16 protein-coding genes and 1 pseudogene are annotated in these 13,934 nt (G+C 40.8%); all 17 read right to left on the bottom strand.

Annotated features, from left to right (window positions below; genetic code table 11):
* Nucleotides 1-440 precede the first annotated feature (440 nt).
* Nucleotides 441-1,808, bottom strand: coding sequence for an exopolysaccharide biosynthesis polyprenyl glycosylphosphotransferase (locus tag T357_RS0104125; RefSeq protein ID WP_031549036.1), 1,368 nt, complete (start codon nt 1,806-1,808; stop codon nt 441-443).
* Nucleotides 1,809-2,006: 198 nt separating this feature from the next.
* The gene (gene rd, locus T357_RS20785) at nt 2,007-2,162 is read right to left on the bottom strand and encodes a rubredoxin (RefSeq protein WP_029200277.1); all 156 of its coding nucleotides are present in this window, start codon (nt 2,160-2,162) and stop codon (nt 2,007-2,009) included.
* Between the two features lie 20 nt (nt 2,163-2,182).
* Nucleotides 2,183-2,521, bottom strand: a complete 339-nt coding sequence (locus tag T357_RS0104115) for a desulfoferrodoxin family protein (protein WP_031549033.1) — start codon at nt 2,519-2,521, stop codon at nt 2,183-2,185.
* Nucleotides 2,522-2,617: 96 nt separating this feature from the next.
* Nucleotides 2,618-2,860 carry a hypothetical protein gene (locus T357_RS0104110; RefSeq protein WP_031549030.1) on the bottom strand — a complete coding sequence of 81 codons (243 nt, stop codon included), beginning with the start codon at nt 2,858-2,860 and terminating at the stop codon, nt 2,618-2,620.
* An 81-nt stretch (nt 2,861-2,941) separates the two neighbouring features.
* On the bottom strand, nt 2,942-3,505 hold the full coding sequence (gene rbr, locus T357_RS0104105) for a rubrerythrin (RefSeq protein ID WP_031549026.1): 564 nt from the start codon (nt 3,503-3,505) through the stop codon (nt 2,942-2,944).
* Nucleotides 3,506-3,729: 224 nt separating this feature from the next.
* Complete coding sequence (locus T357_RS22125) at nt 3,730-4,362, bottom strand: flavin reductase family protein (RefSeq protein ID WP_031549418.1); 633 nt, start codon at nt 4,360-4,362, stop codon at nt 3,730-3,732.
* A gap of 189 nt (nt 4,363-4,551) precedes the next feature.
* Nucleotides 4,552-5,499, bottom strand: a pseudogene (locus T357_RS22120) (Rieske 2Fe-2S domain-containing protein); the annotation flags it as partial.
* 136 nt (nt 5,500-5,635) lie between these two features.
* On the bottom strand, nt 5,636-7,183 hold the full coding sequence (locus tag T357_RS0104090) for an SWIM zinc finger family protein (protein ID WP_031549023.1): 1,548 nt from the start codon (nt 7,181-7,183) through the stop codon (nt 5,636-5,638).
* A gap of 56 nt (nt 7,184-7,239) precedes the next feature.
* The gene (locus T357_RS0104085; protein WP_044916074.1) at nt 7,240-7,719 is read right to left on the bottom strand and encodes a DNA-deoxyinosine glycosylase; all 480 of its coding nucleotides are present in this window, start codon (nt 7,717-7,719) and stop codon (nt 7,240-7,242) included.
* Nucleotides 7,720-8,842: 1,123 nt separating this feature from the next.
* Nucleotides 8,843-9,199: a helix-turn-helix domain-containing protein gene (locus tag T357_RS0104075; protein ID WP_031549018.1), complete on the bottom strand. Its 357-nt coding sequence runs from the start codon at nt 9,197-9,199 to the stop codon at nt 8,843-8,845.
* A gap of 9 nt (nt 9,200-9,208) precedes the next feature.
* On the bottom strand, nt 9,209-9,436 hold the full coding sequence (locus tag T357_RS0104070) for a YgiT-type zinc finger protein (RefSeq protein ID WP_031549015.1): 228 nt from the start codon (nt 9,434-9,436) through the stop codon (nt 9,209-9,211).
* A complete protein-coding gene (locus T357_RS0104065) occupies nt 9,433-9,747 on the bottom strand; it encodes a DUF4258 domain-containing protein (protein WP_031549012.1) in 315 nt (104 codons plus the stop codon). The genes T357_RS0104070 and T357_RS0104065 overlap by 4 nt, the downstream gene beginning before the upstream one ends.
* Nucleotides 9,748-10,020: 273 nt before the next feature.
* The gene (locus tag T357_RS21095; protein ID WP_155991221.1) at nt 10,021-10,191 is read right to left on the bottom strand and encodes a hypothetical protein; all 171 of its coding nucleotides are present in this window, start codon (nt 10,189-10,191) and stop codon (nt 10,021-10,023) included.
* Between the two features lie 126 nt (nt 10,192-10,317).
* Nucleotides 10,318-11,052 (bottom strand): CpXC domain-containing protein, encoded by a 735-nt coding sequence (locus T357_RS0104055; protein ID WP_031549009.1) that lies wholly within the window; start codon nt 11,050-11,052, stop codon nt 10,318-10,320.
* 27 nt (nt 11,053-11,079) lie between these two features.
* Nucleotides 11,080-11,415, bottom strand: coding sequence for a hypothetical protein (locus T357_RS0104050; protein WP_031549007.1), 336 nt, complete (start codon nt 11,413-11,415; stop codon nt 11,080-11,082).
* A gap of 161 nt (nt 11,416-11,576) precedes the next feature.
* Nucleotides 11,577-11,852 (bottom strand): hypothetical protein, encoded by a 276-nt coding sequence (locus T357_RS18960; protein ID WP_049962255.1) that lies wholly within the window; start codon nt 11,850-11,852, stop codon nt 11,577-11,579.
* A gap of 370 nt (nt 11,853-12,222) precedes the next feature.
* A complete protein-coding gene (locus T357_RS21390; RefSeq protein WP_044916073.1) occupies nt 12,223-13,818 on the bottom strand; it encodes a transposase in 1,596 nt (531 codons plus the stop codon).
* Nucleotides 13,819-13,934 lie beyond the last annotated feature (116 nt).

The raw sequence follows: 13,934 nt of genomic DNA, 5'->3' as shown, positions 1-13,934 counted from the left end.
GAAGAAACCTCTGGTGACAGTTCAGCCGGCAATGGTTCGCGAAGACCGTGGTCGGCTCTTTCCCCCACCATCCGGAGTTATTGGAACCACAGATTGACCTTGAAACTCAGAATTCAGAATATAAGTCAATGTGACCTGCCATTCGGGATGACCCAAATCCTGATTACATGAAATTGAGTCATTGTGACCTGCCATTCAGGATGACCTAAATCCTGATTACATGAAATTGAGTCATTGTGACCTGCCATTCCGGATGACCCAAATCCTGATTACATGAAATTGAGTCATTGTGACCTGCCATTCAGGATGACCCAAATTCTGATTACATGAAATTGAGTCAATGTGACCTGCCATTCAGGATGACTCAAATGCAGGTAACCGGAACATGGGTCAATGTAACGCCTTGTTCACTGCGGAAATAAGGCATCCCGGCTGAACTGTTACTTGTTTTCAAGGGCTGTGACCTGATCCTCGGAGACGCCTTCGGAGCTTTCGGGAATGAAGACAATCTTCAGGGTATAGAAGATGATACGGAGGTCAAAAAGGACAGACCTCTGGGAGATGTAGAGCAGGTCCAATTTCAGTTTGTCCAGGGGGGTGGTGTTGTATTTGCCGTAGACCTGAGCGTAGCCGGTGAGGCCGGCTTTGACTTTGAGTCTGAGGCCGAATTCGGGTATTTCCTTTTCGTACTGTTCAGCTATCTCAGGGCGCTCGGGGCGCGGACCGACGACGGACATATCGTTTTTCAGGATATTGAAAAGCTGTGGGAGTTCGTCGATTCTCAGCTTTCTGATGACATTTCCCACGGGAGTGATTCTGTCATCGTTTTTGCTTGCGAGACGGGCGACGCCATTTTCGGAATCCACCTTCATACTTCTGAACTTGTAAATATCAAAAACTCTGCCATCCTTGGTGAGACGCTTCTGGCTATAGAGCACCGGACCTCCGTCATAGGCTTTGATGAGAACGCTTGTGATGATGAGGACCGGGGACAGAATCAGGATGCCGAGGAGGGCAATGATTACGTCGGCGGTTCGCTTAACTCCCGCGTAGTACCAGGCCTCCGGCATTTTCTTGTTTCTGAGGTAAGGGGTGTCGAAAGTGTGGGACACCTCGTGACTCAGCTTCAGAAGGTCTGACATGTCCATGGACGTATGCATGTCTTTGTGATGAGCGTCGCAGAAAATCATCACTCTCTTCTCTACTTCCTCGGAAACATCACAGAGATAAATGTCTTTGCATTTGCTGAGGGTTTTAAATATGATCTCCGGATCCGTCGTATCCTCATAGGTTCCCAGGATTTCGTAACGATATTTCTTCTCCTTCATCTTTTTCAGGAGTCTGAGATAGTCCTGTGAACCGTATACGATCATTATTTTTCGGGGCTCGTCGAATCTTGCGTAGAGGCGGTTACAGACAAAGGTCACGAGGACAATGCCTGTAAACTGAAGGACGAATCCGAGAAGGAAGAACCGGAGGCTAATGCGGCTGAAGTTGTGGAACCAGAAGAAGGTTGCTACGAAGAGGCAGAAGTCACCGATGCTGAAGGAAAGCATTTGCGAGAATGCCAGCTCCTGGAGTCGGTAAAGGCCGATCTTGTGGGCGTCGTACATCTTTGCGAAAAAGAAATATACAACGGCAAACATTATACCGACCAAAGTGAGGGTTCTGTAGCCAAAGAAGCCTTCGCCCCAGCCGGGGGCAACATTCCAATACCATATCAGCGCTGCTGTAATGAATGCTATAACCAGACTCATGAAGGTATAGACCTCTTTTATTTTGTTTTTGAATCTTTCTTTTCTTGTCATACTACCCTTCGTCCAGTCCTTGGTTTTGTTAGCACCATCTGTAACTTATTCCGGTTTCAGAAACGGTATATCATATTTGGAAACCATATACAGCGGCTTATATCTTTTATCACGTTAGTATACAGCCTCTTTTTGACTTATGCAAATCTATGGGCAGAAAAAAGGCAGGTGCCGCCGCACCTGCCTCAGAAACTCTTCTTACTGTGGTGAGAACTGATCCTTACCTACACCACATAAAGGACAAACATAGTCCTCAGGAACGTCTTCCCACTTTGTTCCTGCTGCTACTCCGTTATCAGGGTCTCCATTCTCTTCATCATAGATAAAACCGCAAACATTACAAACGTACATCATATCTTAACCTCCCGGATTCATCAAACAGTTGCCTTCCACAAACCGTGGAGATTGCAATACTCATAAGCTGCCACAACTTTTTCTGTAACCTTGAACTTTGCTTCAGGCTTCATACCCGGTTTGAGATAGTGAATCTGGAATCCTGCCTCAGTCTCCAGCAGTATCCATCCGATGAAGTGCGCCTCGAGCATAGGGTGCTCAACAGAACCTACACACACAGAAACCGTATCTCCATCCACCTTAACAACCGGAACGTGCTTTTCCTGAGCCGCATCAGTTGTATTGGTCACAAGCTCTTCACCAACGGATAAGCTCTTGTCGGAAATCACGATCTGGTCATCAATCTTATAAAATTTCATGTCCTAGTTCCTCCTTTTACCATAGTCCGGATCACGAATATCACTAATATCAGAATATGATAAAGCACCTAAAAAGGCAATGAGATTTTGCTGTATTTATTCCGCAGCGCCGCGCATCATAAATGATATAACCTTCTTCATATCTTCAGGATCCGAAACCAGAAGCTCAAGCTCTTTGATAGTTGCTGTATTTAACAGATTGGCTGTCAGGATCATCTGAGAGAGCTTTGATTTAAGGTTGATACGATCACCCTCCTCTGAGACAAGCTCAATCTTGCCCTTACAGCTGTCAAGAACTTTAAAAAGACCTTCTACATTGCTTACATTCTCAAGTTTCATTACATTACCTCCTGCAAATCGTCATACCTTGATCTACCGGTGGTTCTTCATCGAACCGGAGCCGGTAGTCTGTAAATATCTTTAATAGTTTTCTGCCTTCAACTGGAAATAATCCTTCGGGTGATTGCATACAGGGCAAACTTCCGGAGCTTCCTTTCCGATCACTATATGTCCGCAGTTGCTGCACTGCCATACACAGTCGCCGTCACGGGAGAATACAAGCTTGTCTTCAACGTTCTTGAGGAGCTTTCTGTATCTCTCTTCATGTTCCTTTTCAATGGCGGCAACACCCTCGAAGAGCTCGGCTATTTCGTCGAAGCCTTCTTCTCTTGCCTTCTTTGCAAATGAAGGATACATCTCTTTCCACTCGTATCCCTCACCGTCTGCTGCTTCCTTGAGGCAGTCAACAGTACTTCCGATGCCGGTCAATATCTTGTACCAGATTTCGGCATGCTCCTTCTCGTTGGCTGCTGTCTCGGCGAAAATATTGGAAATCTGTACATAACCCTCCTTCTTTGCCTTGGAAGCGAAGAAGGTGTACTTGTTTCTGGCCTCTGACTCTCCGGCGAAAGCGGCCTGGAGGTTCTTTTCGGTTTCTGTGCCCTTCAGGTCTTGGGCTCTGCATCTCCATTTGTTATCTGACATGGTGCAATCTCCTTTCTGTATGTACACGGGACAAAATGTTTGTATAGGTACAGTATAACATTGATCATTAATTCTAATATAGTAATTTATCGTAACTCACCTTATACTTATGGATGCGGTCCGGACGTGCGGCTTTTCCGCATCTGGCTCTTTACGAGACTAATCATTCGTGTATCACTGCGCATAGATAAATGGCTGCGCGTCTGTAAATGTTATGCTGCTCATCATCTTATTATCTTTTCAAAATCCGCTTTAGGATGCTTGCATATCGGACAAATGAAATCATCCGGCAGCTCTTCCCCTTCCCATTCGTATCCGCAGATGGTACATCTCCATACAGTCTTCCCTGTTGCTGTTTTTCCAACAGGCTGGGGCTTTGGTTTGATGTTCTTCTGATAATACTCATAGGTGCAGGAAGCAGCATCCGACAGCACCTCCATCATGACCGGTTCACATATAAACAAGGTATGGGAGCCCAGATCCACGGATTCTTTCACTTCCAATGAGAAGTAAGCATTGGTTCCCTTTGTTATATAAGGAATATCATTTTCCGCAATCCTGTAATCCTTAGCATTGAAGCTCTCGTCAAACTTATCAACGTCTCTTCCGGATTGAAAACCGAAGTGTTTGAAAAGTTCGAACTCCGCTTCTGTACTTATGACAGAAACATTGCAGCGACCTGTTTCTTTCAGCATGTCATGGGTGTAATTTGCCTTGTTTACCGCAATCGAAATCCGGTTAGGCGAAGATGCCACCTGAATCGCAGTATTGATGATACAGCCATTGGTCTTTTCGCTGTTTTTCACCGTACATACGAACAGCCCGTAGGAAAGCCTGTACATCGCTTTGGTGTTCATTTCCACTTTTTTACCAGCCTCATTGCCATCAGTTACAATGTTGTTTTCAGACATAGTCACATCTCCTTTCCGAAAACTCACGTTCCTCAAAAACTCATGATCAAAAGTTCCGGCTCCAACATTTGATTTATCATCAGAAGAAGCCGATGCATAAGCATCATCCTTCACTGTACTTTCCTTCTGAAGTTCAGCCCTTCTCCTTCTGTATTCAAGTATGGGCAGATCCGACGCCAAAAGACATTCTCCTATGAACATTCCGGTTTTCTTCGGAAGCTCAGTCTCTACGATCCGTTTATCCTGCCGTTCAATGATTCTGTTGGCAATACTTCCTAATATGGCTATCACCCTGTCTATAGCCTTAATTCCCGTAAATCTGTTGTAGAATCTCAATGCGATAATTGCATGTTCATCGTCAACCGGTATAAAAAACGCAAGTATCATCAGCTTATCGGTGACATGATTAAGCCACATATTGGGAAACTTAAATGTCAGATTTGTACTTTTTAGCACGCTCTCTTCAGAAGATTTAGGAGTCTGTCCCACATCAACTTCATTGTCGGCACTGGTCTCAAGTGTGTTTCTGTCAATCCATACCACCTTCGGTCCGTTACACAGTGTTTTATTTCCACGTCCAATGGTATCACGATGAACAAATGCAAGATGCGAAACATCAAGCTGATTCTCTATGACCCTCGAGTAGTCAACAGACCAAAAGTCCTCCATATGATCATAGCTGTAGGATGAATCCTTAATCACATCAAATACATCCGGATCTTTATCAGGTTCTCCCTCACCATACCATACAAAGATGATACCACCTATCTCCCTTGTATGATAATGTCTCATATGAAATCTTGAATGGTCATAAACCGAAGCTCTTCCTTCAGCCGGAACATACACACATTTACCATTGATATCATATTCTATGCCGTGAAACGGACACTTGATATGTTCATTACTGATCCAGCCTTTTTCAAGAGAGGCTTTCCTGTGCGCGCACCTACTGTTAAGACAGCCTATCTCTCCACTCTCTGTCCTGAAAAAAACTATATCCTCACCGAATCTCCTGACGCCTATAATCTTTCCCTTCCTGAGTTGATGTGATGAAAGAACTGCATACCATTGATTTTTAATCATATGTAATCCTCCATTTTGTAAAGATCTTATTTGCCGCCGCTTCTGAAGATGCTACACGCAGCGTATTGTTACCCAAATATGATTTGTCTGCACGGAACAGTTTCTCAGACGCATCACGGAAGCAGAAACTCTGCCTTCAATCTGAGGCAGAGTCTTCGATTTGTTTATGACAATGTCTCCGGTATCCCTGAAGCATCTTCACCATAACTTTCCTCGTAGGATACTTGTCTATCCACTCCAATGCCAACCGTCTTACCCGTTCCTCCCCACCCGGGTACTGTGACATACGCATCAGATATCTATTCAGTTCATCATACCGCGAACGATTGCATGCAGATTCTGCCAATCCGGAAACAAATTCAGCATAAAAATCCAAAATCTGCTCCGAATAATCACCTTCCAAAGTAAAGCCATATTTATTCACCAACCCCAGCTTATCCTTCTGTTGCCAAATCGTATCAAACAGCTTGGCATACATCTTCTCCTCAGCAAGAAGTTCACATCTCTTGTCAACATTATTACGTGATTCTATTATCTTTAATCTTTCTTCCAGCCACTCCTCATCGTTACACATAGCCCGATATGCCCTGTAGTCCTCCAAAGGTGCTCCCTGATTAATCAAAAGATCCGCTTTCCTTTCTAACTTCTCGGCCACTTTATCTTTATTTCGAACATATAGTTCAATGAGACGTTTTGAATATGAATGCATAGTATAAGCAGAATCCTTTTCAAATTCCTTTCCAAGTGTAAGGATTTTGATTTCTTCATCCGTATTGTTCTGCTCCGTGGCCTTTTTTATAAAATAGTCTCGTACCGATCTGAAACTCATGTACCTTCGCATGTACTTATCAATTTCTTCCTCAGTTATTCCTATTCGCCTTGCAAATATATTACGAAGTTTAATCGCATCAATACTGTAACCATAATAAGAAGTAAAAATCCCCGGACACTGTATCTGTCCCCTGCTGCTCTCAATCTTTTCTTCAAGTCCTTTTATTATTTCCTTGAGCTCTGCTTCTGATGCCAATTCATACTTCAGAAAATCCTGCAGCATGTCTTCCATATAGTCGATAACCGTGCCATCGTCTGAATGTTCCTCAAACCACTCCTTAATACATTCGCGGTCCTTAGGATCACAGCTGGTTATTATGCTCTGCCACAACTCATAACACGTGCTGGAAATCGATGCAATCTCTCCATCGTCATCTATATCACAATTTCCAAGCTTAGTGTATGCATAAATGGAGGCATTAAAAGCATCCATGTAACTCTCATCATCGATAAGTGCACCAATCCTGTTTCTAATGAGACTATCAAGATCAGATGCAAATGACATAGCATTATAATAATCTATATATCCCGTCCTATCGCCATAGGCGTAAAAGACTCCATCAATTTCCTTTTCTATCTGTTTAACGTCTGAAGAACTCCCTGACTCCGCAAGGAATAGTACTGCTGCCATATGTTTACACCATTCGCCCTTCGCGGCATATGGACATGAACAGTATCCGTCGGTAATCTCAGAACCTGAATACCTGATTTTTACTTTATAATGTTCACCGCCTTTGACAACTGCGGAAATACTGTCATCCGTCTTTACCAGGTCTGTGACATTACCTTCTTTGGCGTAATCCCAGCCCCTTTCAAGAATATGAGAACGGAACAATTCTCTCCATTTGAGCATAATACATACATCCTTGATTTTTCTTAACCTAACACTCATACTTTCGCATGGGGGTCTTACTCCCACTTTGTTACTTTCCATGCATTAATCAACCTGTCAATGCTCCACGAAGCATTGGCCGGGCTTGTTGAGGGCAGGCAAAAAGCTTTGATTCCAAGAGTCTTTTCTATATATTTCTTATAATACTTTTCTGCAGTCTTACCATTCACAAACACTCTTTCAATATGTGCTGCATCAAGTATGATACTAAGATCATTTGGCATAACATTCTTTATACTTGAATCCGATGAGCCTACAATCTCACAGGAATGAATAACATCCCACAGAGCAACATGATTCCTCAAAAGAAAATCACGTTTTTCAGAAACTGTATCAGGTACTCTTTCATGAAAAACAGCGGCCATGACCTTCCAAAATCTGTTTTGTGGATGCCCGTAAAAAAACTGTGCCTCTCGTGATTTAACTGAGGGAAAGCTGCCGAGAATAAGCACTTTCGAGTTTTCATCGTACAAAGGAGGTATCGGATGTATATTCATTTGCTATCCTCATCTATAACTATGATTTTTCCGGGATTACTTTGAATATTTTCTTCCCACCGATCACCTTCAATAGCCAAAAGCTCTCTATCGCACGAAATACTTACACCGCTTTCCTTCCCGTACCTGTTATATTCTCGTATAGTTTCTCTACTCATCCCTAAAATCAAATTCTATCGGCATCATCTGCTCATTTTTTACAACTGTCGCAACAACCTCATGAAATTCCTCTTTGAAACATCCGAAAGAACTAACTGTTGCGGTCCATAATAAATCGTTGTGTAATAAGCTATCCACAAAAATTCACGTCTTCTTCTGCGTTTCGAATTTCTTCGGCCAAATTAATCAACAGATTTCTTAATAATTCGGTTCGTATAATCGGACCACAATAAAAATGTTCATTTTGAAAAGCAACCACAAAATCATAATAAGCTATAATCACATTTCCACTACATTCATTTTTTACGACATCAAAAAACCCATTGGTATACAACTCTTCTAGCAAAACAGAAGCGTTACGATGAACTTGAAGAATTTTTTGAGGGCCGCATGGTTCAAAACAAAGACTGGTTTATGAGCAATAACATAATTACCAGTTCTTATAGCTTTGTCAAAAAAATCCTTGACAGCATAGCTGGGAGATGATACTTTATAGATACTATTGAAAGAACTTCGTTCTTAAAGGGGGCATACAACTTCGGTTGTCGATGTTCCCGATTTCTTTTTTAAGCCATTAGCACCTCTTGCTGGTGCTTTTTTTTATAGAAAAAAGGGTTCATCGGAACATCTCTGCTCCCAGGGATATCACAATATTTGAACCAATAAGGTTGAAACAACACAGGTGAAAAATTACCTATTAACACAATTGATGATGAATATGTTTTTTATTTACTTCATTGATTACCATTGAATTCCCTTCACTTTCTAGGTGCACCTCACATTTTGTCTCATTTCTTACCATCAAGAAATCCCGCTATTTCCAGTTTAATCTCTTCAAATTTTTCTCAGTTCTCATGTTAACTTCCAGAAATTTTAGACCTAAAAAAGCCAGGGTCTCCAAACTTGTGTGGGGTGACCCCAAACAACTTTGGAAAACCCCACTAAACTTTGGAGATCCACCTTTTTACTTATCCTGTTTCATTGCAGAAAAAGCTGCAACATATCCTAAAATCCTGTCTCTTTGCGATTTTTCCAGTTTATTAAACTCAGAAACAAGTATCCCACTATCTGTATTTAAATCCACAGTATAGTATGCCTGGTTCTTCCCTCGATTCTCTGCCGGATCAACCCCTGACAAAAGCCATTCCGGAGACACATCCAGAGCTTTACATATTGCCAGTATCTTATCGGATGATGGATTTGTTTTGTTCTTCTTCCACTCGCTGATCGTGCTCTGCTGTATCCCTGCTTCCTCTGCAAATTCCCGCTGTGTCATAGAAAGCTGCCTTAATCTCTCAAATATCCTTTCACTGATAGTCATGATCTTCTCCTATGTGGCTTTCTCGAAATCCACAACTGTAACTTCTTGAACAAGCAGCTTTACGCGTTCTGTAATCTCCTCGATCTTTTGAACAATATCTCCTGTATAGAAAATCTCATCACATTCAGTACATTTATAACATGGAATGTTACGAATAACCAAAACGCCAAATCCGAGTTCAATTGCTTCAGTTGTAGTACTCTTGAACATTTCCTTTCCACATTTCATGCACTTCATAACTGCTCCTTTCTGGTTTTCCAATCTGTTTCCCATCTATCCGAATCAGGTACATATGCTGTGATCAGATATATCATTTCATCATTTATACTTGCCACGATATGTACAACCTTCTCCTCAGTCTTTCCAAGTATCAGACAACTTGGAAAAGGGTAGTCTTCCGGGTAATCCTCTATGATTTCTCCAGTATTTATGGCATTGACAATATCTAGTACTTTAATTCCTCTCTCCGATAGTCGTTTTCTACTATGCTGTGTCAAGACCATTCTTTCTGGCTTATTTAATTCTTTAAATTGTTCTATCAGATACAATCTATCGCCTCTCTTAAAAATCTACATCTATAATATTTCAAATACTCACTTAGTTACTCAAAACAGTAAAATATCGCAAATAGCTTAGTTCTTTGCTTCTTACTCCAAGTATCATTCCATGCAAGAAGAATATAAAACTTAGTCATCATCTGTCTTCACAGACAGAAACGGTACTATCTTTGATTTTTGATCAAGCATGTAACCTGCTATAGGAAACCAAATGCATATTATTTCGTTCAGAAAGTAGTTCCTTTTTCAGTCTCAATTTCCCCATCAAAATCCATACTTTTCCCTAATATTCGCAGATGCCCTATGCCCTTCCATGACTCTGCCTTCATCAGCGTGTTTTTTTGCAATAGCCAATTGTTCTATTACTTCTTCTCTGGTTAAGGGTTTATATGGATTATACATTTCCTTCCTGAGCTTCAATTCCATATCACTCATACATTCGTCTCCTATCGATCTTCAAAAATGAGTCCACACTCATAACAATAAACTTTAAATTTGTCAGATACTGTCGAACAAATCTGTGGATACCGTTTATAAAAATTTAAGACGCCCCCATTGATCTTAATCAAACGGTATTATAACCCCGGCATCCTCATCCTTTAACAAGTCAGACTTCATCGCCCATTGCTGATCTGTCAGGATATATTCGTCCATATTAGGATCTCCAAGCTTTCCCAAATATTTATCCTTATAATCGAAATAAACACTCGGTATAGTCTTAATGTTTACATAATCAAAAGGTGCAGAGTTCCCCATTATTGCGGTAAAAACCAATTGGTTGCCCGAGGTTTCTTCCAAAAAAATCCTATAAACCGGCTGGCCAATATCCTCTTCAAGAATAGTTGATAGCGATAATTTCATAAGCTCTATGATTCTGTCATCATAATTGCAATCCGACAGCAAGATCTTTTCTCTAAAAGAATCAACATCAAACACAACTCTACGAGTATAGAAGCCTTTCACTAAATCAACTATATTATCCTCTGAAAAAACTTCATCAAACTTAATGTTTCCGGTTTTCAACATCTCCGATACTTTTTTATCTTTTGAATCCGTAAGTACAAACCATTCCCTCTTACTGTCATCCCGGTACATACATACAGCTTTCAGCTTTATTTCTTCCTTACAGTGCGGACACCTGGGAAAAAACAGCGACTTATTGAGAACTTTCTTTTTCAGTTTCCTATCTCTTGGGATAACTATCTCCGGATACAAACTGTAATCAAAAGTCTTTCCGCAAAAGGGACACTCCACGGCTTTGGTCACGGGTTTCTGAAAATCAGGGGATTTTGGCATATTATATCGACTCCTACTCTGTACGTCTTATTCTAATTCATCATTTATCAATACGTGGTTATAAGCATTCTTTTCGTTTGTAGCGCTAACCAAAGTCGAAAGGAATTCTTTAAGAGGTTCCTGATGGTATACCCTCGCACGATAAAGGACTTGCCCTTTCTTGATTATAATTGTCCTTCTCTCAGAAAAATCCTTGATAACATCAATGACTTTATGTGATGAAGAGAATCGATTCTTATAGATTAGATCGTAGGTGAATTCATTCCATTCATTTGCAGGAATATCAGTCATTAATGACCAAAGCATTAACCACCATTGGTCCTGCGATATATCTTCTGTTGTCAAAAGGCTTTCGTCATCCATTAAAAACAACTCCAATCTATCTTCCAACCGGGGGGGTGTCAGGTACCCCTAAGAAAATCCTACAATATTAAGCGTCCCCCTGCACAACATTCTATGCAAATGCTTTCTTCAGCTTAAACACCGTCAGTCCATCTTTGCTATCACTATCAAGCTCATTAATATCATCTTGGGTAAGCATCAGACCTCTCGGATTTCTTCCAATTATGACATACTGATTCTCTGTATCCGGTAGAAAGCTTATCAATATTAAGCTTCGCACCATCAAATCTCGATTCTATATAGTACTTATCGATCATTTTTGACCGATCTATACTCCAAATAATATCCTCCGCTCTCTCATCAAGCAGTTCTACAGTATATTTATTGAAATACTGGTCATTGATCCTTATCATTTCCAATGATTGCGGGATAGCCTTTTTCTTGTATATCTTTATCATCTACAAACCTGCTTTATGTGTAGTTAACAAATAATCATTTTTTAAAGAAGCGAAATAATAATTCTGCGAAAATGGTATCTGCAATATATCGCCCAAAATATTTAATACTATATTTGCTATACACATAATTATAAAAGTTTTATAGTTGTTAATGGAAATATTTTTAGAGCAATATGTTATCCCCACAGTATATGTCATAGAGACAATTATACAAATGAGTTTTCTGAATAAACCATTACTATGATGTGAGGGTCAAAAGTCCATTTTTGTGAGCAATTGACACTCAGTTATATACATTTGAACCTTGTCAACTGAATAAAACTATGAAAATCCGAGTTATGGGCTTAGGAGTAAGAGAGATTAGCCCCTATCACAGGGCAAATCCTCTGCATAATTCCTTGCCATCCATAAATCTTCTGAGTTTTTGGAAGTTTAAGGCCGCAACTTTAAAGCCGAAGAACAGTTTTGTTCTCAGCTTCCCACGTACTGGCATTGTATCCACAAGATATTTATTTCGAATGACCGATGGAACTGTTTCAACTCCGTTTCTTATCCGGCCTATCATTTTTCGAGTTTCTGGATCAAGTTCGGAGTTACGCTTTTCTGCTCTGATTGTTTTCATGGGCAGAAGCAGACTGGCAACTCTTTTACCGAGACTTGGATTACACTCTTTCTGATGAGGACATCCGTTGCAATGACAACTTGGAAGTGAAATCCTGAGTTGATCCCGGGATTCATAATAAGTGCTGTTTACTTCATGTCCTTCCGGGCATGTGAAGACAGTTTTATAATCCTCACTCATTTCGAACTTGCCAATAATCTTTTTCGGTTTTTGACCCATAAGTCCTGTTGAAAGTACTGATATGTTCTTTGTTTCAGCTAATGTACGGATCTCTTCACTGTTATATGCTCCGTCAACGATTATTGCTTCGTGTTCATTTGTAACAGGTTGTTTCTCAAGGTGCTCCTTGATGAAATCCTGATCACTGTGAATGTTTACGTCATAATCATAATCAGTGACAACAGAGCCATTGGCATTTACAGTTTCAACAATGTTTGCTACGTATCCGCGATGCTCTTTGCCGGCTTTGGAGCGATATGTTGCATCCGGATCTGACGGGTTCTGAAGAACCGAAGATCCCATACCATCGCCCTTGCTTTTAGGAATGGTATTTCCATTTTCATCTTTTTTGCACTGTTCCGAAATAGCACGAACCAGTAGCTGATAATCGGTAGTTTCTCCATAGTCCTCCTCACAAAGAGGAAGGAGTTTTGCTGCATCATCGATAACCTTTTGAAGTCTTTCGCTTTGTGGTATATCCTGTTTATAGTAGACAACCTGATTACGATTGTTAGGGTCGAGGTACTCTTCAAAACCTTTCACAAGATCATGTGCACCGTCTCTGTCGATAGTGCAAACGAGATTTGAAACGCAGGTATATATCAGTTCCAAACGGCTCATATGCTTGATGTTGGATTCAATCATCATGCTGTCCATGCGTTTGATCATCGGACTTATATCCATGAACTTACGGATCTGCTCAGCCAGGTCAGTTATGCAGGTATGGATAAGATCTTCACCGGTTACAAGTTCGTACTCATAGACTCTTTGACGGAATCTGCTGAAGCTTCGATCACTGATTGGCTGGTTTTCAAAACTTGTTGTATGGAGTGCATACTGATATCTGAAATCGCACTCACATTCTTCGAGTATCTCGTCATCTGTAAGACCATTAAGTTCTTTCAGAATCAGGCATCCAACTATTACGTTGATCGGTGCATTTGGACGGGAATTGGAGTTCTGACTGTATAACGGTGCAAAAATCATCTCATCAATTTTTGTGAAGATGTAATCCGAAAAGGGTTTAGCCCATGACTTGTTAAGTATCTGCAGCTTGCGCTGAGAAAGAAATCCAAGGGAATCAAAAAGTGATAACTGCTGACAATCATTTCTAACAAAAGACATAGGAATAACCTCAAATAGATAAAATTTATTTGCTTCTATTTTACAGCATAACCACTGATATACATAGTTTTATTCGTAGCAAAGTTCATTGTGGGAATACTTTTGACACCCACATC

The sequence above is a fragment of the Oribacterium sp. FC2011 genome (genome assembly GCF_000701645.1).
Taxonomy (GTDB): domain Bacteria; phylum Bacillota; class Clostridia; order Lachnospirales; family Lachnospiraceae; genus Oribacterium.
The sequence above is the reverse complement of the archived record's forward strand: the minus strand, read 5'-3'. Positions and strand labels throughout refer to the sequence as shown.

Coding starts and splice junctions, on each gene's coding strand:
- T357_RS0104125 (WP_031549036.1), bottom strand. CDS start 1,808: ATGACAAGAAAAGAAAGATTCAAAAACAAAATAAAAGAGGTCTATACC.
- rd (WP_029200277.1), bottom strand. CDS start 2,162: ATGATGTACGTTTGTAATGTTTGCGGTTTTATCTATGATGAAGAGAAT.
- T357_RS0104115 (WP_031549033.1), bottom strand. CDS start 2,521: ATGAAATTTTATAAGATTGATGACCAGATCGTGATTTCCGACAAGAGC.
- T357_RS0104110 (WP_031549030.1), bottom strand. CDS start 2,860: ATGAAACTTGAGAATGTAAGCAATGTAGAAGGTCTTTTTAAAGTTCTT.
- rbr (WP_031549026.1), bottom strand. CDS start 3,505: ATGTCAGATAACAAATGGAGATGCAGAGCCCAAGACCTGAAGGGCACA.
- T357_RS22125 (WP_031549418.1), bottom strand. CDS start 4,362: ATGAACACCAAAGCGATGTACAGGCTTTCCTACGGGCTGTTCGTATGT.
- T357_RS0104090 (WP_031549023.1), bottom strand. CDS start 7,183: ATGCTCAAATGGAGAGAATTGTTCCGTTCTCATATTCTTGAAAGGGGC.
- T357_RS0104085 (WP_044916074.1), bottom strand. CDS start 7,719: ATGAATATACATCCGATACCTCCTTTGTACGATGAAAACTCGAAAGTG.
- T357_RS0104075 (WP_031549018.1), bottom strand. CDS start 9,199: ATGACTATCAGTGAAAGGATATTTGAGAGATTAAGGCAGCTTTCTATG.
- T357_RS0104070 (WP_031549015.1), bottom strand. CDS start 9,436: ATGAAGTGCATGAAATGTGGAAAGGAAATGTTCAAGAGTACTACAACT.
- T357_RS21095 (WP_155991221.1), bottom strand. CDS start 10,191: ATGAGTGATATGGAATTGAAGCTCAGGAAGGAAATGTATAATCCATAT.
- T357_RS0104055 (WP_031549009.1), bottom strand. CDS start 11,052: ATGCCAAAATCCCCTGATTTTCAGAAACCCGTGACCAAAGCCGTGGAG.
- T357_RS0104050 (WP_031549007.1), bottom strand. CDS start 11,415: ATGGATGACGAAAGCCTTTTGACAACAGAAGATATATCGCAGGACCAA.
- T357_RS18960 (WP_049962255.1), bottom strand. CDS start 11,852: ATGATAAAGATATACAAGAAAAAGGCTATCCCGCAATCATTGGAAATG.
- T357_RS21390 (WP_044916073.1), bottom strand. CDS start 13,818: ATGTCTTTTGTTAGAAATGATTGTCAGCAGTTATCACTTTTTGATTCC.